At 56.4% G+C, this 22,571-nt stretch carries 16 protein-coding genes and 3 pseudogenes; 13 read left to right on the plus strand and 6 right to left on the minus strand.

Annotated elements, in window-relative coordinates:
* Nucleotides 1-15 precede the first annotated feature (15 nt).
* The 7 genes and pseudogenes from WLO32_RS09565 (at nt 16) to WLO32_RS09595 (ending at nt 9,023) form a co-directional block, all read left to right on the plus strand.
* A pseudogene (locus WLO32_RS09565) lies at nt 16-1,352 on the plus strand (MFS transporter).
* Between the two features lie 50 nt (nt 1,353-1,402).
* The gene (locus WLO32_RS09570) at nt 1,403-2,416 is read left to right on the plus strand and encodes a Zn-dependent oxidoreductase (RefSeq protein ID WP_435948093.1); all 1,014 of its coding nucleotides are present in this window, start codon (nt 1,403-1,405) and stop codon (nt 2,414-2,416) included.
* Between the two features lie 79 nt (nt 2,417-2,495).
* Nucleotides 2,496-3,881 carry an MFS transporter gene (locus tag WLO32_RS09575; RefSeq protein ID WP_435948274.1) on the plus strand — a complete coding sequence of 462 codons (1,386 nt, stop codon included), beginning with the start codon at nt 2,496-2,498 and terminating at the stop codon, nt 3,879-3,881.
* 108 nt (nt 3,882-3,989) lie between these two features.
* Entirely contained in the window at nt 3,990-5,393 is a 1,404-nt protein-coding gene (gene uxaC / locus WLO32_RS09580; RefSeq protein ID WP_435948094.1) for a glucuronate isomerase, read from the plus strand.
* A gap of 28 nt (nt 5,394-5,421) precedes the next feature.
* Nucleotides 5,422-6,975, plus strand: a complete 1,554-nt coding sequence (locus tag WLO32_RS09585; protein WP_435948095.1) for an MFS transporter — start codon at nt 5,422-5,424, stop codon at nt 6,973-6,975.
* Nucleotides 6,976-7,107: 132 nt separating this feature from the next.
* Nucleotides 7,108-8,559, plus strand: a complete 1,452-nt coding sequence (locus WLO32_RS09590) for a mannitol dehydrogenase family protein (protein WP_435948096.1) — start codon at nt 7,108-7,110, stop codon at nt 8,557-8,559.
* Nucleotides 8,560-8,729: 170 nt separating this feature from the next.
* Nucleotides 8,730-9,023, plus strand: coding sequence for a hypothetical protein (locus WLO32_RS09595; protein WP_435948097.1), 294 nt, complete (start codon nt 8,730-8,732; stop codon nt 9,021-9,023).
* 349 nt (nt 9,024-9,372) lie between these two features.
* On the opposite strand, the pseudogene WLO32_RS09600 reads toward WLO32_RS09595, so the two are convergent.
* From WLO32_RS09600 to ftrA, 3 genes and pseudogenes are all read right to left on the minus strand, one after another.
* Nucleotides 9,373-9,727, minus strand: a pseudogene (locus tag WLO32_RS09600) (RcnB family protein).
* Nucleotides 9,728-10,111: 384 nt separating this feature from the next.
* The gene (gene mgtS / locus WLO32_RS09605; RefSeq protein WP_435948098.1) at nt 10,112-10,207 is read right to left on the minus strand and encodes a protein MgtS; all 96 of its coding nucleotides are present in this window, start codon (nt 10,205-10,207) and stop codon (nt 10,112-10,114) included.
* Nucleotides 10,208-10,327: 120 nt separating this feature from the next.
* Nucleotides 10,328-11,335: a transcriptional regulator FtrA gene (ftrA, locus tag WLO32_RS09610; RefSeq protein ID WP_435948099.1), complete on the minus strand. Its 1,008-nt coding sequence runs from the start codon at nt 11,333-11,335 to the stop codon at nt 10,328-10,330.
* A gap of 64 nt (nt 11,336-11,399) precedes the next feature.
* Between ftrA and WLO32_RS09615 the strand changes: the two genes are divergently transcribed.
* Nucleotides 11,400-11,789: a rhodanese-like domain-containing protein gene (locus tag WLO32_RS09615; protein WP_435948100.1), complete on the plus strand. Its 390-nt coding sequence runs from the start codon at nt 11,400-11,402 to the stop codon at nt 11,787-11,789.
* 184 nt (nt 11,790-11,973) lie between these two features.
* Nucleotides 11,974-12,477: a DUF1993 domain-containing protein gene (locus WLO32_RS09620; protein ID WP_435948101.1), complete on the plus strand. Its 504-nt coding sequence runs from the start codon at nt 11,974-11,976 to the stop codon at nt 12,475-12,477.
* 43 nt (nt 12,478-12,520) lie between these two features.
* On the opposite strand, the gene WLO32_RS09625 is transcribed toward WLO32_RS09620, so the two are convergent.
* The 3 genes and pseudogenes from WLO32_RS09625 to WLO32_RS09635 all read right to left on the minus strand — a co-directional run bounded on the left by WLO32_RS09625 (nt 12,521) and on the right by WLO32_RS09635 (nt 17,851).
* Nucleotides 12,521-14,911: a membrane-bound PQQ-dependent dehydrogenase, glucose/quinate/shikimate family gene (locus tag WLO32_RS09625; RefSeq protein WP_435948102.1), complete on the minus strand. Its 2,391-nt coding sequence runs from the start codon at nt 14,909-14,911 to the stop codon at nt 12,521-12,523.
* Between the two features lie 314 nt (nt 14,912-15,225).
* Nucleotides 15,226-17,524, minus strand: a pseudogene (locus WLO32_RS09630) (FdhF/YdeP family oxidoreductase).
* Nucleotides 17,525-17,674: 150 nt separating this feature from the next.
* Nucleotides 17,675-17,851: a hypothetical protein gene (locus WLO32_RS09635; RefSeq protein WP_435948103.1), complete on the minus strand. Its 177-nt coding sequence runs from the start codon at nt 17,849-17,851 to the stop codon at nt 17,675-17,677.
* Between the two features lie 314 nt (nt 17,852-18,165).
* Between WLO32_RS09635 and WLO32_RS09640 the strand changes: the two genes are divergently transcribed.
* The 4 genes from WLO32_RS09640 (at nt 18,166) to WLO32_RS09655 (ending at nt 22,565) form a co-directional block, all read left to right on the plus strand.
* Entirely contained in the window at nt 18,166-19,851 is a 1,686-nt protein-coding gene (locus WLO32_RS09640) for a methyl-accepting chemotaxis protein (RefSeq protein ID WP_435948104.1), read from the plus strand.
* A gap of 257 nt (nt 19,852-20,108) precedes the next feature.
* Nucleotides 20,109-21,188 carry a hypothetical protein gene (locus WLO32_RS09645; protein WP_435948105.1) on the plus strand — a complete coding sequence of 360 codons (1,080 nt, stop codon included), beginning with the start codon at nt 20,109-20,111 and terminating at the stop codon, nt 21,186-21,188.
* A gap of 24 nt (nt 21,189-21,212) precedes the next feature.
* Nucleotides 21,213-21,626 (plus strand): hypothetical protein, encoded by a 414-nt coding sequence (locus WLO32_RS09650; protein WP_435948106.1) that lies wholly within the window; start codon nt 21,213-21,215, stop codon nt 21,624-21,626.
* A 138-nt stretch (nt 21,627-21,764) separates the two neighbouring features.
* Entirely contained in the window at nt 21,765-22,565 is an 801-nt protein-coding gene (locus tag WLO32_RS09655; RefSeq protein ID WP_435948107.1) for a YdcF family protein, read from the plus strand.
* The last annotated feature ends 6 nt before the right edge of the window (nt 22,566-22,571 follow it).

Below are 22,571 nucleotides of genomic sequence, written 5' to 3' on the forward strand. Positions count from 1 at the left end.
AAAGGTTATAAAACTATGGTCAGTTCAGTTGATATAAAAAATGAAGTAGATAATACGCCTGTTATTCGACGTGTCGCTTCGGCCTCTGCAATCGGTACCGCAGCTGAATATTATGACTTCTTTGCCTATGGCACCGCGGCCGTCCTCTTTTTTGGCCACTTATTCTTTCCCAGCGAAGATCCGTTAATCAGCACCCTTGCGGCCTTCGCCACCTACGCGGTTGGTTTTCTCGCCCGTCCTTTAGGCGGCATTGTGTTTGGGCATATCGGCGATAAAGTCGGGCGGAAAAAAGCGCTGGTCATCACCATCCTGATTGTAGGGTTAGGGACGTTCTGCATCGGCCTTTTACCAACCTATGAAAAAATCGGCATCTGGGCGCCGGTGCTGCTTATTCTTATCCGCGTCCTGCAAGGCTTTGGCGTGGGGGGAGAGCAGGCGGGCGCCGTACTGATGACCGCAGAATACTCCGCTCCGTCGCGGCGCGGATTTTTTGCCAGCTGGGTGCAGATTGGCGCTCCGGTAGGCTTTTTATTGCCGCTGGCGCTGTTTGCCCTGCTTAACGCCACGCTGTCCCCGGAAGCGATGATGGATTACGGCTGGCGCATTCCCTTCCTGCTAAGCCTGCTGTTGGTCATCGTCGGCTTATTTATCCGCCTGAAAATCGACGAGTCTCCGGTTTTTGCGCAGATCCGCGAAACCAAAGCCGAAGAGTCGCGCCCGTTAATTGAGGTTATCCGCGATTTTCCCGGCATCGTGGTAAAAGGCGTCTGTGCGAAACTGATAGAAGCCTGCACCTTCGCCATGTTCACCGTTATCGTACTGGCGTACGGCAAGGCGAATAATCTGGACGCCAATATTTTAATGGAAACCATGATTGTCGCCATCATCCTTGAAATAATCGCCATTCCTCTGATGGGCGCGCTGTGTGACAAAGTGGGCCGCAAGCCCGTTTATATTATCGGCGCGTTATTGCAGGTCGTGCTGATTGTGCCGTTCTTCCTGGCGATTAATCAAGACAGCTTCTGGTTAACGCAGCTGGTGATGATCCTCGTGCTCAGCGTCGGCCACAGCATGTGCTACGCGCCGCAGGGCCCTCTTATTTCCCTGAGCTTTTCCCGACGCATATTCGCTGCAGCGGCATCGCGTTAATCTGGCAGATAGGCTCGTTAATCGGCAGCGGGGTGCTGGGGCTGGTGGCGGTGAAAATACTGCAGATGACCGGCGGGCATTATTACGGCCTGGCTACCTACGTCATCGTGCTGGGCATTATTTCGGTCATCGGCCTGCTTTCTATGCCGGAAACCGCGCCGCTGCGGCTGAAAAAAGAATATCAGGAATGGCATAAACATTAATACCTGCGGTTCGGTTTTATCCGCCCAGGTTAATATCAGGGGAGCTAAAAATGAAAAGCATCACCATTCAACAGCCGGGTATTTTGGTAATTGAAGATCGCCCGGAGTGTAAACCGCAGGCTGGCGAAGTGCGTATTCGTGTCGCAAGCGCGGGCATTTGCGGCTCAGACGTGCATATCTATCGCGGTCACAATCCGTTTGCGAAATATCCCCGCGTCATTGGCCACGAGTTTTTCGGCCATATCGACGCCGTCGGCGAAGGCGTGGACGCGTCGCGCATCGGTGAAAGGGTCGTAGGCGATCCGGTCGTGAGCTGCGGCAGCTGTTATCCGTGCGCTGTCGGGCGTCCGAACGTGTGCGCTGAACTGCAGGTTATCGGCGTGCATCGCGACGGCGGCTTTAGCGACTATGTCACCTTACCGGCTAAAAACGCCCATCGCGTGCCGGACAGCATTCCGGATAACGAAGCCACGATGATTGAGCCGTTCACTATAGCGGCCAACATCTGCAGCCAGATGAATCCCGGCCCGCTGGATACCGCCCTGATTTACGGCGCCGGCCCGATGGGGCTGACCACCATCCAGGCGCTGCGCGGCGTTTACGGCGTGAAAGAAATCATCGTAGTCGATCGTATCGAAGAGCGCCTGGCGATGGCAAAAGCCAACGGCGCGGACCGCGTGATTAATAATGCGCATCTCGACCTGAAAAGCGAACTGGAAGCGCTCAATATCCGTCCGACGTTGATTATAGACGCCGCTTGCCATCCCTCTATTTTGCCGGAGGCCATTCTCCTTGCCTCGCCGGCCGCTCGTATCGGCATTATGGGATTCTCAGCGGAGCCCTGCGTGCTCAGCCAGCAGGCTATTACCAGCAAAGAACTCACTATCTACAGCTCGCGCCTGAACAGCAACAGATTCCCGCAGGTCATCGGCTGGATGGCGGAACAAAAAATAAGGCCGGAGAAATTAATTACCCACCAGTTCCCTTATACACAGGTACTGGAGGCGATGGAGATATTCGAAAAGGATCAAAAGCTGTGCTGTAAGGTTTTATTAAAATTCTAAGCTTCAAATTCTGTAGCCAGATATTTGCTGTCCCTACAACGACAAATTCGAGAACAGAAATATGAACATACCTGAACAAATAAGTAAGGCGCAGCCTGAAAGAAGCACCGCCGATCTGGTCAAGGCGGCGGTATCCGGCTGGCTCGGCACCGCGCTGGAATTTATGGACTTTCAGCTTTATTCGCTGGGCGCCGCCCTGGTTTTTCACGAAGTATTTTTCCCGGAACAGTCGGCGGCCATGGCGCTTATTCTGGCGATGGGCACATACGGGGCCGGCTATATTGCCCGAATAGCCGGAGCATTCTTCTTTGGCCGCATGGGAGACACCATCGGGCGTAAAAAAGTGCTGTTTATCACCATTACCATGATGGGGGTCTGCACCACGTTAATCGGCGTGCTGCCGACCTACGCGCAAATCGGTATTTTCGCGCCATTATTACTGGTGCTGCTGCGGGTCATTCAGGGACTGGGAGCCGGGGCAGAAATATCCGGCGCCGGAACGATGCTGGCCGAATATGCGCCAAAAGGGAAACGCGGCATTATCTCTTCGCTGGTTGCCATGGGCACCAACTGCGGCACCTTATCGGCAACGGCCATCTGGGCGGTGATGTTTTTCTTCCTGTCGAAAGAAGAGCTGCTGGCGTGGGGCTGGCGCGTGCCGTTCCTCGCCAGCGTGGTGGTGATGATTTTTGCCATCTGGCTGCGCATGAACCTTAAGGAAAGCCCGGTATTCGAGAAAGTTTCCGATAACACGGAAAACGCCGCGGCGGCAAAGGCTGCGGCGGATAAAACGCATTCCCTGGGCGCCATGTTTACCAGTAAATCATTCTGGCTGGCCACCGGGCTGCGTTTTGGCCAGGCGGGAAATTCCGGTTTAATTCAGACGTTCCTGGCCGGCTATTTAGTCCAGACGCTGCTGTTTGAGAAAGCGATACCGACCGATGCGTTAATGATAAGCTCGGTGATTGGCTTTATCACTATTCCTGTGCTGGGCTGGCTGTCGGATAAAATCGGCCGCCGCATACCTTATATTATCGTCAGCGTTTCATCGATGGTTCTCGCCTGGCCGATGATCTCGATGATTGTTGATAAGAGTAACGATGTAAGCGTGATTATGGCCTCCATTATCATTATTCATAACGTGGCGGTGCTGGGGTTATTCGCGCTGGAAAATATCACCATGGCGGAAATGTTCGGCTCGCGTAATCGCTTTACCCGCATGGCGATTTCTAAAGAAGCAGGAGGATTGATTGCAGTAGGTTTTGGCCCCGTACTGGCAGGGATTTTCGTCAATATGACCGATGCCTGGTGGCCCATTGTGGTGATGATGATTGCTTATTCAGCAATCGGCTTGATTTCAGCCATTATGATGCCGGAAGTAAAAGACCGCGACCTTAGCGAACCTGAAGACGCAGCCGAAGTGAAACACGCTTCGGCCATAGTAAAAGGCGTGCGTAGCTATTAATTAAAATTCACCTGCTAATAAATTATAACCGTTGCTTTTCTTTATATGGCCTGGGTCCCTCAGGCTATATGAAATTAATTCTGCTCGGCAGAGTAATAAGGGGTTAGCATGAGTTTCATTAACGATAAATTTATGATCGGTAATGACGTTGGCGTTCAGCTTTATCTGGATGTGGCAAAGTCACAGCCTGTTATTGATTACCACTGTCATTTAAACGCTAAAGATATTTATGAAAATAAACCATTCAGGGATATCAGCGAGCTTTGGTTAGCGGGCGATCATTATAAATGGCGCGCAATGCGCGCAAACGGTATTCCGGAAAGTAAAATTACCGGCACGGCAAGCGCGGAAGAGAAGTTTCAGGCCTGGGCTGAAACGGTAGAGGCCTGTTTTGGCAATCCTCTTTATCACTGGACGCATCTTGAGCTAAACCAGTATTTCGCTTTTGAGGGCACCTTAAACAGTAAAAACTGGCGCGAAGTGATGGAGCACTGCAACAGGCTTTTGCAGCAGGATGATTTTAAACCGCGGGCCTTAATTACCCGTTCCCGCGTCGAGGTCATTTGCACCACGGACTCACCGCTTGATTCGCTGGAATACCACCGTCTGCTGCGGGACTCAGATTTCATCACCAAAGTGCTGCCGACCTTCCGCCCGGATGAGATTTTTGCAACCGAGCCTGGGGAGTTTACTTCGTTTATCAGCAGGCTTGCACAGCTTGCGGGCAGCGCGATTTCCAGCTTTACCGATTTTAACCAGGCGATAGCGCAACGCATCGACTGGTTCCACGAGGCGGGCTGCCGCATCTCCGACCACGGCCCGCTGGAGATCGACTACCAGCCGGCGGATGAAGGCGCCCTGGCGGCGATTTTTGATAAAAAGCGGCAGGGCGAGAAAACGAACGCTCTGGAACAGGCCCGTTTCGACAGCGCCATGTTCCTGATGCTGGCCCGTGAGTACAAGCAGCGCGGCTGGGCGATGCAAATCCATTTCGGCGCGATACGTAACAATAATACCGCGATGCGCGATGCGCTCGGTATCAATATGGGTTTTGACTCCATTAACGATCAAAGCCATCTGGCGCGCCATTTAAATGGCTTACTGGATGCCATGTGCCGGCGCGATGCCCTGCCAAAAACCATCATTTACAACCTGAACGCCCGTGATAACGACGTGGTGGCCAGCGCCATAGCCAACTTCCAGTCCGGGGAAGCGGGCATTAAATCACCCATTCAGTTCGGCTCCGGCTGGTGGTTTAACGACACGCGGCGCGGCATGGAAAACCAGCTAAACGCGCTTGCGGACCAGGGATTATTGATGAACTTTATCGGTATGCTGACCGATTCGAGAAGCTTCGTCTCCTATCCGCGGCATGACTATTTCCGCCGCATCCTCTGCAATCTTATCGGTAGCTGGGTTGAGAAGGGGGAAGTCCCCAACGATCCGGAAATACTGACCCGCATGATAAAAAATATCTGTCACGACAATGCCGAAAACTATTTCGGATTTTAATGACGCCTTTGCGAGGATTTGAATCAACATGGCTCGAAATAACAGAAAAATAACTATCCCGGTCGGGATTGGTTATGGCGTTACGGATATTATGGGCGGCGGAGCTTTTACCGTTATAGGCGCCTGGCTGCTGTTCTTCTACACCACCTTTGTGGGCCTGTCGCCGGTTGAGGCCGCGGCGATTGTCGCCATCGCGCGTATCGTTGATGCCATCGTCAGCCTGTTTATGGGCAGCTTCACCGACCATTTTTATAAAAATTATTTAGGCAAGAAGTTCGGCCGCCGTCGTTTCTTCCTGCTGATCGGCGCGCCGTTAATGCTGGTTTACTCTTTGCTGTGGGTAAACGGCATGAACTTTGGCTTTTATCTGGCGGTGTACCTGGCGTTTGAAATTATCGCGGCGATGGTGCTTATCCCGTGGGAAACGCTGCCTTCTGAAATGACCAAGGATTTTAATTCCCGCACCAAGCTTTCAACCTGCCGCATGTTCTTTTCCGCGCTGGGCACGTTTCTGGCGACCTTTATTCCAGGCCTGCTGATTAACCACTTCGGCGAACAGGATGCCAACGCCTATTTAATTAACGGCGTGGTCTTTGCGGTGCTGTTTATGCTGTGCGTGTTTATCTCCTGGAAAGTGACCTGGGAGAGGGAATTAATCCCTGCAATGTTAGCCGAGCTTGAAAAGCCGACGCAGACAACCACCCTGCTGGCCAAATTTGTTGCCTTAGGCCGCCTGTTTAAAGACTACGGCTCCACGCTTAAGGTCAGGGCGTTCAGAAAACATCTGGCGATCTATTTGCTCTCCTTTACCGCCAAAGATGTCTACAACACGGTGTTCGTTTTCTTCTGCGTGTACTGCCTGAACGTCTCTTCTTCTCTGGCCGGAACCCTGCTTTCAATGAGCATCGTCGGCCTGCCGGTGACGCTGCTTGCGGGCATGGCCATCATTAAATACGGCCCGTCTCGCCTGTACGTCTTTGCCTACAGCCTGATGATGCTGTGCCTGGTCGGACTGTTTATGGTTTATCAGTTCCCGGGCGACAACAAGGTCACGCTGCTGGTGATTCTGGCGGCGGTCTACCAGGTCGGCCGTTGCGTACTGGAGTTCACGCCGTGGAACGTCTTCCCGTTTATTCCCGATATCGACGAGATGATCACCCGCCAGCGCCGCGAAGGGCTGTTTGCCGCGGTCATGACCTTCTCCCGTAAAACGACGGTGGCCATTGCGACCTTTATCGTCGGCGTTTTGCTGCAGGCCGGCGGATTCGTTAAAGGCAGCCAGGCGCAGCCGGAAAGCGCGGTCAATATGATTGCCACGCTGCTGTTCGCCGGTACGGCTGGCCTGCTGATTCTGGCGCTGTGGCAGGCCCTGACGTTCCATCTCAACAAACGCACCCACAAGATTTTTGTCGATGAAGTCGAACGCCTGAAAGCGCACGGCGCGAAAAAAGACGTTGATCCGCAAACGCGCAATGTCGTTGAGGATTTAACGGGCTACAGCTACGACAGGCTCTGGTGCGAAGAGGAAGTCAACGCCCGGGGAGCCGCCAGCCCGTTACCACGCTTCAACGGCGAGGCGTAGGGCGTGAGTTGTCATACAACTTTTAATCTTGTGTCATACCAAATGACCGAAAGTTAACTTAAATCAACAAGCAGACTGCCGCCGCAGGTAGTCTGTGGCTGTCCTGACACCCTTTTAACAGCGAGTTTCAAAATGGAAAACAAACTCTTATCCGCAAAAGCTATTGTTCCTCACTATGACCGCAGCCGCCTTGTTCCGCGCATCGTGCATTTAGGCTTCGGCGCCTTTCATCGCGCCCATCAGGCGGTGTATGCCGACATCCTGGCCCAGGAGCAGGGCAGCGACTGGGGCTATTGCGAAGTAAACCTGATCGGCGGCGAGCAGCAAATAGCCGACCTCAGGCAGCAGGATAATCTTTACAGCGTGGCGGAAATGTCCGCCGACGGCTGGCAGTGCCGCGTGGTCGGGGTGGTGAAAAAAGCCCTGCATGCCCAGGTGGACGGTCTGGAAGCGGTATTTGACGCCATGACGCAGCCCGAGGTGGCCATTGTCTCTCTCACCGTCACCGAAAAGGGCTACTGCCATGCTCCCGCCACCGGAAAGATTCTGCTGGATCACCCGTTTATCGCGCACGACCTGGCAAATCCCCATCAGCCGCAGTCCGCGCCCGGCGTCATCGTAGAGGCGCTGGCGCGTCGTAAAGCGGCCGGCCTGCCGGCGTTCAGCGTCATGTCCTGCGATAACATGCCGGAAAACGGCCACGTCACCCGCAACGTGGTGACGGCCTATGCGGACGCCATCGACCCGGAATTAGGCGCCTGGATCAAAGCCAACGTCACCTTCCCGTCAACAATGGTCGATCGCATCGTCCCGGCCGTGACGGCAGAAACGCTCGCTCAGGTGGCGCAGGCGACCGGCGTTGCCGATCCGGCGGCCGTCGCCTGCGAGCCGTTCCGCCAGTGGGTGATTGAGGATAACTTTGTCGCCGGGCGTCCGGCATGGGAAAAAGCCGGCGCCGAGCTGGTGGCGGACGTTCTGCCTTATGAAGAGATGAAGCTGCGCATGCTCAACGGCAGCCACTCTTTCCTCGCCTATCTGGGCTATCTGGCGGGCTATCAGCATATTTCTGACTGCATGCAGGATGAACATTTCCGTCGCACCGCGCGGGCGCTGATGCTGCAGGAGCAGGCGCCGACGCTAAAAGTAACGGGCGTCGATCTGGGCAACTATGCGGATTCGCTGATTGCGCGCTACAGCAATCCGGCGCTGCGGCACCGTACCTGGCAAATCGCCATGGACGGCAGCCAGAAACTTCCGCAGCGCTGGCTGGACTCTATCCGCTGGCACCTGGCAAACGGCGGTCGCTTCGACCTGCTGGCGCTGGGCGTGGCGGGATGGATGCGTTACGTTAGCGGCGTGGATGAGCAGGGCGAAAAAATCGAAGTCAGCGATCCGCTTCTGCCCGCCATCCAGCAGGCGGTCGCCGCCGGCAAAGAAGGAGAAGGGCGCGTTCAGGCGCTGCTGGCGCTGAAAACTATCTTTGGCGAGGATCTGCCTGCCAACGAGCGGTTCGTTAAGCAGGTTACCGAGACTTATCTTGCGCTACGCGAGTACGGCGCAAAAGCTACGGTGGCGAAATACTAAACCGATGACGGCCTTCTCCTGACGCGGAGAGGGCCAAAACGGGCAGGCCGCCGGAGAAAATGTACGCTACCGGCAGGCCCGGGCTATTTGCCGGATGACCTGAGACGTTTTGGCAGGTATATTTTGCGCAACATCGCGACTCTTCGCGCCAACGTAATGAAGGTAAATTTATGGCAAAGCATCCTGTCGGCAAGCATCTGCGCGCGCCCGTCACGTTTAACGATAAGGCCGTGCTGGTTTATGTGGTGCGTGGTTCGCAAATTGAACATATGCCGGCGGATGAAGACGATGACTATCCGGGCGATATGCAAATGCTGATGCCGCAGCTGACAAGAGATTTTGATGCGGAATTAAACAGCGCCCTTGCGGAATGCGCGTCGGGGGATGTGATTGTCTTTATGTGCACCACGGATCTTATTTTCGAATATGGCTATTCTAAAATTAAAGCGCTGCGCAGCGCATAAAACTAAACCCCGGTATACCGGGGTTTGACAATGCCTAGCGGCGGTGGTGATGGTGCCCGCCGCCGTGATGATAGCCGTCGTGCCAGATGCATCCGCTTAAAGAAAAAACCATCATCAGGCTGGTCAGAATTAATGCACATTTTTTCATGGGTAAGTACCGTTTTTCAATATTAACCTGTCTGCAATTATCGGCAAACGGAAAAAGCGAACAACCAGAATAAACCCAAAAAATACCGCTTCACAATTTCTTCATTATTGCGCGTTAATTAATCCTGAGAGGATTCTGATATAAAAAACCACCGTCATAAAAATGCGGTGGTCTTATTTTTAACGCGGTTTATTAAGGTTATCAGTGCGCGTAAAAAATATCGCCCTTCATCGCCCGCAGGATCTTGCCTTCAGCATCGGTAATCAGCACATAGTTTCCGCCCATATACGTCCAGTGGCTGCCCGCTTCCGGGGGCCGGCAGGTGCCGGATTTGCCAGGCATCAATCTGGTAAGGCTTGGTACGGTACAGGTCCGGCGCGATATCGCCGATAGCAAAATGCTTATAGTCGGCGTAGAACTCTTTGAGTTCGTACGAGGCGTTGGCATCGCTTTGCGGGGCGGCGGCAGGCGCGGGTTCACTGTAAGCCTGCGCGGAAAAAGCGACGGGCAGTCCCATCAGCAGGACTGAGAGCAATACAACTTTCGACTTACGCATAACTTCTCCACTTGTAGAACCATCTTTGTAATAGCGCATAAACGTATCATTACCCAAAAGAGTCTGTCGAATGATGTGCAAACGTAACACGATAAGAATGGTTGCGAACGGCGCGTACCACAAGCCAGCCATGAAAACATATTTTGACGGCTTGTTTAAGCGGTGTTGAACCACAGGCGGCTATTTTGAGGCGTGATGAGACTTATGCCAAAGTAAAAGGCTTCAGCCCGCGGGGTTTCATTGACTGAATAATAAAAATCTATCCATGCAGCTTTCAACCGTCATCCACAGTGGCGGTTTTTTTTCGCCCGACGGCGCAAAAAAATGCCCCCCGGAGATTTACATCTGCGAGGGGCACGGTTGGCGGGGGTAGATCACCGTTCATCAGTCATCCCATTTGTAGCTTAAATAAGCGGCAAGAAATCCGGAAAAAACTATCAATCCCAGCACTGCCATAAATACGTTCATATTTCCCAGCATAATTACTCCTTGCGGTTGCGCATTTCGATAGAAATACCTCTCGTTAATTGAAATTGACTCATCAGAGTGGAAATATCATAGCGGACGAAAATTAAACAAAGGCTAACCGTCGGTAAATTTTTATTCCGGCGAGGTAAAAGTTTTACGATAAGCGGCGGGCGTGGTGGCGAGCTGCGTGCGGAAATGATGGCGCAGGGTGGCGGCGCTGCCGAACCCGACCTGTTCGGCAATCCGCTCGATGGACAGGGCGCTGTTTTCCAGCAGGTCCCGGCTTCTGGCCAAACGCGCGGCTAACAGCCATCTGGCTGGCGTGGTGCCCGTCGCGGTCGCGAAGCGCCGCAGAAAAGTGCGCGGGCTCATGCCGACGAATTTTGCGAGGGACGCCACGCTGTGCTCTTCGGCCAGGCCGGCATGCAGACGATCGAACAGCGGCCCCAGCCGGTGGCTCTCATAGGCGACGGGAACCGCCTGTTGGATAAACTGCGCCTGGCCGCCGTCGCGGTGGGGCGGAACCACCAGCCGGCGAGCGACGATGTTAGCCGCGGCGCTGCCGTAATCGCGCCGTACCAGGTGTAAACATAAGTCGATGCCCGCCGCGCTGCCGGCGGAGGTCAGCACGCTGCCGTTATCGATATACAAAACGTCCGCCGTGACCTGAATATCGGGATAGCGTTGCCGCAGCAAATCGGTGTACCGCCAGTGCGTCGTGGCCTGTCGGTTACTGAGCAGGCCCGCGGCGGCCAGCACAAACACCCCGGAGCAGATGGACATAATCCGCGCGCCGCGAAGATGCGCGGCGACCAGCGCATCGCAAAGCTCCGTCGGTACGGGCGCATCGGCGCCGCGCCAGCCCGGCACGATGATGGTTCCGGCCTGCGCCAGCAGCTCAAGACCGCCGTCCACCGCCAGCCGGATTCCGCCGGTAGCGCGAAGTTCGCCCTTATCGATCCCCGCCACGGCGAAGCGATACCACTCCTCACCCATTTCCGGACGCGCCAGCCCGAAGATTTCAACGGCAACGCCGAATTCGAAGGTACACAGCCCGTCATAGGCTAAAGCAATAACTAATGGATTCTTCACCGCGGCATCCGCAGGGCTGTTTGTCATGATCTGCACGCTATATGGCATTCCTGCCACCTGTCAAGCCGGCGACGCGGCTCTATAGTGGTGGCTCAAACACAGGGGATGACTTATGAGCTATGTAACCGACTACCCGGCCGCCGCGCCGGAAATTGCCGCCGCCCATTTTTTACAGCGCCTGAACCTTGAAACAGACTGCGATGATGTCCATTCGTCGATAAAAGAGGGGGAGATGGATTTTGTCCTGCTGCACGTGGTGGGATCGCCGGAAGCTTTTGCCCGTCGCCATCTTCCCGGCGCTTTGCATCTTCACCACCGCGACATCAACGAAGGGCGTATGAGCGAATGGCCCGCCGATACGCTGTTTGTGGTGTACTGCGCCGGTCCGCACTGCAACGGCGCAGACAGGGCGGCTTTAAAACTGGCGCGCCTGGGGCGTCCGGTTAAAATCATGATCGGCGGCATCACCGGCTGGGCGGATGAGGGGTTCAGCTTTGCCTGATTACCGGCGGCGCGGGGCGGCAGAATCGCATAAGAAAATCCCTCGGCAATAGGGTTACCGAGGGTTGCAGAGTGCAGTATAAAATAAGCGAATAAACACTAAGGCTAACTTCAGAGGAACGATTTTGAAGTTAATACATTGTTAAATATTTTTCCACCTTTTTGTAATAATTAAGGAATTTGCAATGTCATTGTATAGCGAAACCAAAGCGCAGTTCGTTCAGGGCCTGCACAATCTGAGCGCCATTCTTGAGAAAGGCTCGGTCTGGGCAAAGGAGCACGGCACCAGCGAAGCGGATTTACTGGGCAAGAAGCTTGCGGAAGATATGTTCCCGCTGGCCCGTCAGGTGCAGGTCACAGGCGATATGGCTAAGCGCGCGGTCGCAAGGCTTGCGAACGTCGAAGCGCCCGTAATGGAAGATACCGAAACGACTGTCGCTGAGTTACAGGCGCGAATCGCCGCAACGATAGCCTGGATGGAAAGCGTGACGGATGAACAGCTTGCAGGGGACGACCAGCGTCCGGTTGTGGTCAAAGCCCGCGAACACGAGCTGCATTTCACCGCCCGCAGCTTTGTTTTCACCTTTGCGGTGCCGAACTTCTATTTTCACTTCACCACCGCCTACGACATTCTGCGTCATGCCGGGGTGCCGTTAGGCAAGCGCGATTTTTTAGGCAAGATTAATTAAGCAGGTGTTCCTCCTCTCCTGAAGGAGAGGAGGAAACAGACGGCTACGACTTATCAGGCAACGCATAAGCAATAATGTAATCGCCACGGTCAGGAGACTGTCTTGCCCCGCCTGCGTTAATCACGATGTATTGCTTACCGGTTTTCGGCGATACGTAGGTCATCGGCCCGGACTGGCTGCCAACCGGCAGACGAGATTTCCAGATTTCTTTGCCGTTCGCGGTATCGAACGCGCGCAGATAGAAATCTTGCGTGCCGGCGAAGAACAGCAGGCCGGACTGCGTGGACAGCGACGCGCCCAGGGTCGGCATGCCGATCGGGATGGGCATATGCATACGGATGCCTAACGGGCCGGTATCCTGCACCGTGCCGACCGGCACCTGCCAGACAATTTTCCCGGATTTCAGATCGACGGCGGACATGGTGCCAAAAGGCGGTTTCTGGCATGGAATGCCCAGCGGCGACAGGAAGCGCTCGCGCATCGCGCCGTACGGCGTGCCGTCCATCGGCACTATGCCCATCTCAATGCCGCTTGCGTCTTTCGCCACGTTTGCGCGCGGCACCATATAGTTCGCAAGGCCCAGGCGCATATCGTTAACGAACATCAGGCTGTTGTTCGGGTCAACGGACACGCTGCCCCAGTTCATGCCGCCCAGCGAGCCTGGATACTGCAGCGAACGATCAAGCCCCGGCGGCGTAAAGACGCCCTGGTGACGCATCCCTTTAAACTCGATACGGCAGATCAGCAGATCGATCGGCGTCGCGCCCCACATATCCGATTCTTTAAGCGTTTCGTTGCCGATCGTTGGCATGCCGACGGAATAGGGCTGGGTTTTCGCATAGCGCTCGCCTTCGACGTTGCCCTGCGGCACCGGACGCTCTTCCACTTTCGCCACCGGCTCGCCGGTTTCGCGGTTAAGCATGAAGATCATGCCCTGCTTGGAGGTCTGAACCAGCACCGGCGTGGCGCCGCCTTTTCCGTCCGGCAGGTCATAAAGCAGCGGCTGCGACGGCAGGTCAAAGTCCCACAGATCGTGGTGGGTGGTCTGATAATGCCAGCGCACCCGTCCGCTTGCCGCGTCGACGGCGACGATGGAAGAGCTGTATTTATCATCTTGCGCGGTACGCGTGCCGCCGAAGAAGTCCGGCGTGGCGTTACCCGTTGGCAGATAGATCAGGCCCAGCTTCGCGTCATAGGACATCGCCGACCACACGTTCGGCGTACCGCGCGTATAGGTCTGGCCTTCCGGCGGTACGCCGGTAATCGCCGGGTTGCCCGGGTCCCACGCCCATGCCAGCTTGCCGGTGTGAACGTCATAGGCGCGCACCACGCCCGGAGGTTCGCCGGTGGAGAAGTTATCCGCCACGCGGCCGCCAACCACCACCACGTTCCCCGCCACCAGCGGCGTGGAGGTTTGCTGGTAATAGCCCGGTTTTACTTCGCCCATGCCGACTTTCAGATCCACGGTCCCGCGATCGCCGAAGTCCTCGCACAGCTTTCCGTTATCCGCGTTGATCGCCAGCAGGCGCGCGTCCGTGGTCGGCAGGAACAGGCGGCGAGGGCAGGCCACAGGCTGCGCCGGGGCGGCAAGCGTCGCGGCGGCCTGCTGGGTGGTTTCTTCGAAATAGCCTAAGCCGCGGCAACGCTGCCAGTTTGGCGCGGTGGCCTTGCTGTCAAAGCGCCATTTTTCTTTACCGGAATCCACATCCAGCGCCAGCACCTTGCTGTACGGGGTACAGACAAACAGCGTGTCGCCGACCTGGAGCGGAGTGTTCTGGTCTTCCGCGCCGGAGCCGTTGCTTTGCGGAATATCTCCGGTGTGCGCAACCCAGGCGACTTTAAGATCGGAAACGTTGTTTTTATTAATTTGATCCAACGCGGCGAAGCGGTCGCCATGGGTGGTGTTGCCCCAGTGCTTCCAGTCTTTTTGCGCTTCTCCGGCGGCAACAGGTTTAACCGGCACCTCTTCGGTCGCGGCGACCTGCACCTGCGGAACAAACATCCAGCCTGCGCTCACCAGCATACACACGGCCAGCACAGCGGCGATGCCGTAGGCCGGCGCTTTGTTTACCGCAGCGGCGTTACTGGCGGCACGCAGAACCGGCCAGGCGATAGCCGCGAGGAACGCCAGCACCGCAAAGGTGAACAGGCGTGAAAACAGCGGCCAGAAATCCATGCCCGCATCGCTGACGGCCCAGAAAACGGAGCAGATAAAGGCGAGAGCGTAAAGCGCCAGCCCGGAGACTTTTTTTCTGAAAATTAACACGGCGGAAATAAGCATCACGATGCCCATCAGCAGGAAATACCAGCTGCCGCCAAGCGAGACTAAATAAGCCCCGCCGATGCCGATGGCCAGACCAATGAGGGCCATTAATCCGCCGAGAACCCACAGCAGCGCCAGTGCGAAGCCGCGTGGGGGAGTATGACTTACCATAACGTTCTCCTGTCGGAACACGTTGTTGACCATGTTCCATGAACTACACATGCAACGGCGTCTCTCTTTGCCCGGAGATCGCCTTAATTTGTACCGGTTGGGGTAAACATGAACGCATCTGGCGCGTGGTTAAGCCACTTTCAGGCGAAAGTGAAAAGGGTAACGAACCAAATGGTGAATGCGGCAGCTATCATAATCCGTCATTATGATATTGCAAAGTTGTTAATGAGAAATCTCGCATTTATTGCGCATGCGTTGCCAGCAAGGGCGGGAAGGGCGTAAGCCGGGTGAACAGGCGCCACCCGACGCTCACTTTACGCAATACGGCGGGTTGGCGCACGGGCCGCAGGGCTGATTTTTACCGGCACAGATTTTGAGGTCGGCGTGCCCGTACCGTCGCCGACGCTTGCAAGAGGAACCAAAGGGTTCGTTTCCGGATAGTAGGCCGCGAGGTTGCCGCGCGGAATGTCGTACGGCACGATTTTGAATCCGCAGACCCGGCGCGTAATGCCGTCGTTCCACACCGTTTCAATATCCACCAGCTCGCCTTCGCGTAAACCGAGTTCAGCCACATCGTCGGGATGGATAAACAGCACTTCCCGCTGGCCGTAAACCCCGCGGTAACGATCGTCCAGGCCATAAATCGTGGTGTTGTACTGATCGTGCGAGCGCAGCGTCTGCAGGACAAAAGGCGCGTCCGGCTCGCCAGATAGCGAAACGGGAAGCGGCGCCGCGCTAAACTCTGCTTTGCCGCTCGGCGTGGTAAAACGCAGCTGCGCCGCAGCGTTACCCAGATAAAATCCGCCGGGCTTTTCGCATTGCTGATTGAAGTTCTGGAAGCCGGGAAGGGTCGCGGCGATATGGTCGCGGATCAGATTGTAATCACCGGCAAGCGCCAGCCAGTCAAGCTTATCCTTGCCCAGTACGGCGTCGGCGATGCCCGCCACAATGGCCGTTTCCGAACGCTGGGTGCGGGCAATGGGGTTGCCGATACCTTCGGAGGCATGCACCATGCTGAATGAATCCTCGACGGTAATAAACTGGCGGCCCGTGGCCTGCATATCCGCCTCGGTGCGCCCGAGCGTGGGCAGAATCAAGCCTTCGCGGCCCGGCACCAGATGGCTGCGGTTAAGCTTGGTGCTGATATGCACCGTCAGGCCGCAGCGGCGCAGCGCTTCTTCGGTGCGCGGGCTGTCCGGCGCGGCGGCGGCCAGGTTGCCGCCCAGGGCAATCAGCACCTTAACCTCGTCGCGCAGCATGGCGGCCAAAGCCTGAACGGTGTTGTGCCCGGCGCGGCGCGGCGGCTCAAAGGCAAAATGCCTGCCCAGGCTATCAAGCAGCGCGGCAGACGGCTTTTCGTCGATCCCCATAGTGCGGTTGCCCTGCACGTTGCTGTGCCCGCGCACCGGGCAAAGGCCCGCGCCCGGCTTGCCAAGGTGGCCGCCCAGCAGCTGCAGGTTGACTATTTCGCGAACCGTATTCAGGGAGTGCTTATGCTGCGTGATGCCCATCGCCCAGGTGCAAATCACGCGTTCGGGCCTGCTGCCAGACGGCGGCGGCCTCGCGCAGCTGCTGCTCGCTTAAGCCGGACTGCCGCGCGATCTGCTGCCAGCTCGTGTTATCAATTTCAGCGAACCAGCCGTCTACGCCATGGGTATGCTCAGCGATAAACCGCTCAGCGAAAATCCCTTTTTCACCGCGCGCCAGCCGCTCGCGATGGGTTTCCAGCAGCGCCTTCGCCATGCCGCGCACGGCGGCCATATCCCCGCCGAGATTCGGCTGGTAGTAGCGGGTGCTGATGGTGCCCGCAAGCGGGGTCACCACCTCCAGCGGTTTTTGCGGATCGGCAAATTTCTCCAGCCCGCGTTCGCGCAGCGTATTGAAGGTCACTATCTGTGCGCCGTTTTCCGCGGCGTGGCGCAGGCTGTGCAGCATTCGCGGATGGTTGGTGCCAGGATTCTGCCCGAACACAAATATCGCGTCGGCTCGCTCAAAATCGTCGAGCCGGATGGTGCCTTTCCCGACGCCGATGCTGCGTTTAAGACCGCTGCCGCTGGCTTCGTGACACATGTTTGAGCAGTCCGGGAAATTATTGCTGCCGACCATACGTCCGAAGAGCTGGTAGAGATACGAAGCCTCGTTGCTGGCGCGCCCGGAGGTATACAGCTCCATCTGATCCGGGTTATCCATCGCGTGGATATGTTGCGCAATCAGCGCCAGGGCCTCATCCCAGCCGATGGGCTCGTAATGGTCGGTGCGGGCGTTGTAGCGCAGCGGTTCGGTTAAACGGCCCTGGTACTCGAGGAAATAGTCGCTTTGCGCATACAGCTTGCTGACGCTGTGCTGTGCAAAAAACCGGGCGTCGATAAAGCGGCGCGTGGCCTCCCAGGTGACGGCCTTGGCGCCGTTTTCGCAAAAGCTGAAGGTGCTTTTGTTGTCGTCTCCCCAGGCGCATCCCGGACAGTCAAATCCTCGGGCTTTGTTCATGCGCATCAGGTTGCGCAAATTTTTCAGGGCGTGTTTGCTGTCGATAACAAAACGGGTGGTGGCTTCAAGCGAACCCCAGCCGCCGGCTGCGGCGCGATAGGGCTTAATGGCGGGTTTAAATTTCATCGTGCGGGCGTCTTGTTGCGCAAATAATTACATCCAGTTTACTCCTCTTTAACGAAAAGAGTACAAGCGCGGAGGACTGTTTCAGGAGATTGACGGCGGCGTCGGCCAGTCCGGTGCAGAACGAGCGGCTCCTGGTACGGCAATGGCGTATTACTCGGGCACCGGCAGGCCCTGGGCGATAAACCAGCGTTCGAGCTTTGCGAGCTGGCGAATATGGTAGCCAATGGCCAGCTCCTCATAAAGCGTACCCGGAGGCGCCTGAGGAGGGACCTCAGGGCGGGCGCTTAGTATCGCGCGCCTGGCCTGCTGCCAGGCCCGGCGTTTCATTTCAATTTCGTCCGGTCGGATTACCCGATGTTTCGCCACGGCTTACCTGTCCGTTGATTTTTTATGAGCACAATTATAACGCGCGAAAGTGACGTTAAGTCGTCCGATGTCCAGGGTATTAACCGACTGAATTTTACGCACCGGTCACCAGGGTGAAAATCAAAATGCCCGGACGTTTCATTATTTGTGATGCGCTTAACTTTCCGCAGGTTATTTGCTACTTAGCCCACACTTCTGCGTCTGCGCAATAAGGATTTGGTCTGCCGGGCCGATGAGCTTCCTACACTTCTTTTTTGCAAAGAGAACCCATCGACATGGCCACAAAAACACTTTCCCGGCATGGCGCAGTAAATTTCTGGCATCACATCCGCCTGGTCCCGTTATTTAGCTCCATTCTCGGTGGGATTCTGGTGTTATTTGCCCTGTGTATCGCGCTGGCGAGCTATTTCTTAATCCAGAGCGATAAAGCGTTACAGGACGTCACGGAAGAAATTCACGTGAGAATGGGACTCTCTGACAGCTCAAGCCACCTGCATACCGCACGGTTGAATATTATTCACGCCGGGTCGGCCGTCCGCGTCGGCGAAATGGATGATATGCGGCTTAATATCGCCGAGGCGGAAAAGCGCATCAAGCAGGCGCAGGAAGGATTTAACGCCTATATGGAACGGCGCGTTAAAACACCGGCGGACGAGGCGCTGGATGCCGATCTGCGCGCGCGTTTCGAGGCGTACATCAGTCAGGGCATGCTGCCGATGATCAAATTTGCCAAAAACGGCATGTTCGAGGCAATTATCAAGCATGAGGACGAAGCGGCGCGCAAACTCGATGCCGATTACAATGCGGTGATGCTCAAAGCGGTGGCCATTCGTACCGAAAGGGCAACGGCGTTAACCGCCGAGGCGCAGGCGCGCACCCGGCTGAGCGTCATCATTATGGCCGGCGCGTTTGCCGTGGCGCTGTTCATGACCATTTTTACCTTTGTGCTGCTGCGCCGGGTCGTTATCGGGCCGTTACAGCAGGCCGCCTCCCGCATCGAGCACATCGCCGAGGGGGACTTAACGCTTGCGCAGCAGCCCTGCGGACGCAGCGAAATCGGCAAGCTGAGCCAGCATTTACAGGACATGCAGTCTGCGCTGGTTAAAACGGTGGGGTCGGTGCGCGAAGGCGCCGAGGCCATTTACCAGGGAACCAGTGAGATCTCCGCCGGCAACACGGATTTGTCTTCGCGTACCGAAGAGCAGGCGGCGGCGCTGGAGCAAACGGCGGCCAGCATGGAACAGCTGACGGCGACGGTAAAACAGAACGCCGATAACGCCCACCACGCCAGCAAGCTTGCGGAAGACGCCTCGAAAAAAGCGAGCGACGGCGGGCGGATTGTCTCCGGCGTGGTGAAAACCATGAGCAATATCTCCACCAGCTCGAAAAAGATCTCCGAAATCACCGCGGTGATAAACAGCATTGCTTTCCAGACCAACATTCTGGCGCTCAACGCCGCCGTGGAAGCCGCGCGCGCCGGTGAGCAGGGCCGCGGATTCGCGGTGGTGGCAAGCGAAGTACGCACGCTGGCGCAGCGCAGCGCCCAGGCCGCGAAAGAGATTGAAGGTCTGATTAGCGAGTCCGTTTCTTTAATTGATTCAGGTTCCGAACAGGTGGTCCATGCGGGTGAAACCATGAACGGGCTGGTCGACGCGGTGCGACGCGTCACGGACATCATGCTGGAAATCGCCGCCGCTTCCGACGAACAAAGCCGGGGCATTCAGCAGGTCGGCCAGGCTATTAACGAGATGGACAACGTCACGCAGCAAAACGCCTCGCTGGTGGAAGAGGCTTCGGCCGCGGCCGTATCGCTGGAAGAGCAGGCTGCGCGCCTGACCGCCGCCGTGGGCATTTTCCGGATGCATTCCCACGCGCAGGCCCCGAAGCCTGCGGCAGCGAAAGTCATGAAGTTTAAACCCGCTGCGGCGGCGGAAAGCGACGATAACTGGGCGACTTTTTAATTTTCGGATAAATAGCGGCGAAGGAGAGGGCGGCATATCTGGCTGGCCGCCTTAAATACCTGTATAATAAAGGAATCTACGAATAAGCCGCCAAAAGTGAGGCTTATTCGTTTTTTCCGTCGTGGCCCAGGAAACTCAACGACACCTGCTAACAGGAACACGCTGTTGTGAGCATAATTCAAAATCTGATTAAAAAGGCCTTTGGGACAGAGAATGTCAACGAGGCGGCCAGCTTTTTAGCCAGCGCATGCAATCGTATGAAAAGCAGCAGCAAGGCCGAGATCCAGTATGAGATCGAACAGGCGCTGTGCGGGGTGAACCTTAACCGGCCCGGCAGCCATGACGTTGGGATCCTGGCGCGCCTGAAGGCTGCCGAGGCGGAGGCCATGCAGCTGCGCGCCGAACTAAAAGCCGCGGCCGGCAAAAGCAAAACGAAAACTGTTTATCAGGACAATCCTGAAACGCTCAGACGGCTGGCGGAGGTGCAGGGCGAGCTGGCCGCAGCGCGGCTAAATACCGTACCACCGGCTGAAATACAGCGCCTTTCGACGCGTATCGCCGGGCTACAAAAGAACCTTGAGAGCGAGCGTGAGCATCACTATCAGGAGCTGGCCCTGCTGCGCGAAACCCTGCAACGCAAAATGGAAGAGCAGGTTCTTCAGACGCCGGAAGGCAGGGTGAATCAGGAGCTGTCAGAACGCGTTCTCGACTTGCAAAAACTGCTCGCCGCGCAAAAAGAGACGCACAGTGCCGAGCTGGCCCAGCTGCATGAAACCATGCAGCAGGATATCGATAACCAACGCCAGTTACGCAGCGAGCTGGTCAAAAACGGCAACGCGCTGGTGGAAACGGTGCAGGGGCTGCAGGAGCAGATTGCCGCGCTTAAACAGCAGCTGCAGGAGACGGGCACGCAGGGCGAGACGGCGCGCGGAGCCTATGAACAGGCGTTGCAGGCGCATCAAATCTATATCAACGTGCTAAAAAACGAAATTAGCGAGCTTGCCCAAAAAAATAAGCTGCTGGAAACCCGCCTTACCGAACAACGCAGCGAGGCCGAGGCCAGCAGCCTGGCCGCAGCGGAGCTGGACCAGAAAATTCTCAGTCTGCATTGCTCTCTGGACGAGATGGCCGAAACCGCGCAGAATTACGCTCGCGCTAAAGAAAATGCTGAAGCCGCGGCCTCGCAGCTCCGTTCCGCGCTGGAACAGGCGCTCAGCGATAGCCAGCATAGCGCTTCACGCTGTGAAACATTGAGCCGTAAGCTTGAAGCTGCCGAAGCCGAGCTTAGCCGCTCGACGGGCGCTAAGGGCTTCATGCGCTGGATGACAGAAAAATAACCGAATCTCCGCAGGAACTAATTAATGAGTTATCGTTTCACCCTGACCGCACTCGCGGCTTTTTCTCTTTTAGGCTGTGCACAACCCGTTACCGGAGAGCCGACGGCGGACTTTACTACCGGTCCTACGCTCGTCACCGTTGAACATGCCTGGACCCGTACCGACGACGGCACCACCGTGTACATTACCGTCGACGGTAAAGACGCCGCGGCACTGAAAGTCGGCGAAACCGTTGCGCTTCGCCTGCCGGAAGGGACCTACCAGATTGGCGGCTATGCGAAATCTTTAGTCGGTAAAGTCAGCGTGGAGCCGGTGAAGCTGACCACCACGGCCGGCAGTGCGAAGGCGGTGGAATATGCCGTAACCAAGAGCAAGCCCCGCTTTAAAGAAGTTCAGCCTGACGAAGCAACCCCGCCTGCGGAACAGCCAAGCGTTTAACCCTTTCAAAAGTACCCGGCCAGTAATCCGGGTACGTTATCCCCGGCCTGCCGCGCCGCTTTGCCTTTAGGCACCTTCTGATACGATACCGGTCCGTGTTGATCTACTATACCCGTTGGTTTTTGACATGGAGGGGTTATGTTGACACCAGCTTTCCCGGCCTTACCGGCAACGACGATTGATGCTATTAACACCTTAGGGCAGTGGCTGGCCCGCGATGATTTCGCAAGGCCGCCGCAGGCGGATGACGCCGGGCTCATTGTGCTGGCAGGCAATGCGGTTATCCCCACCATTGACGCCGCGTGCGAACTTGCGGCGGGCAGCGAACTGCCGCTGTTGATTACCGGCGGCCTTGGGCATTCAACCACCTTTTTATACGGCGCTATCGCCGCCCATCCCCGTTATAACGTCCTGCCGACCACGGGACGAGCCGAAGCCGCCATCCTTAAGGACATTGCCACAACCTTCTGGAAAATCCCGGCGGATAGCGTTATTACCGAAGAGAAATCGACAAACTGCGGTGAAAATGCCCGCTTCGCAAAGCAGGTGATGAGCGAACGCGGGCTTACGCCGCAGCGGGTCGTTCTGGTGCAGGATCCGACCATGCAGCGCCGTACCGCGGCAACCTTTGAACGCGTATGGCAGGAAGAGGCGAGACAGCCTCAGTGGCGCAGCTGGCCCGGCTTCAAACCGGTGCTAGCCGGCGATGAGCGCGCTACCCGCTTTATCCCGGATGAAAAGGGATTATGGCCGGTTGCGCGTTATATTTCGCTGATACTCGGCGAGCTGCCGCGGCTCAGAGACGATGCGCAGGGCTACGGCCCAAAAGGCCGGGATTTCATCACCCATGTGGAGATACCCGCGCAGGTCACGCAGGCCTGGCAGCAGCTGCAGAACGACGCCGCGCTGGCGGAGTGGACGGGCGAACGCGGCCTGTAGGCTAAA

It is taken from the genome of Dryocola mayonis, from assembly GCF_051307045.1.
GTDB lineage: Bacteria > Pseudomonadota > Gammaproteobacteria > Enterobacterales > Enterobacteriaceae > Dryocola.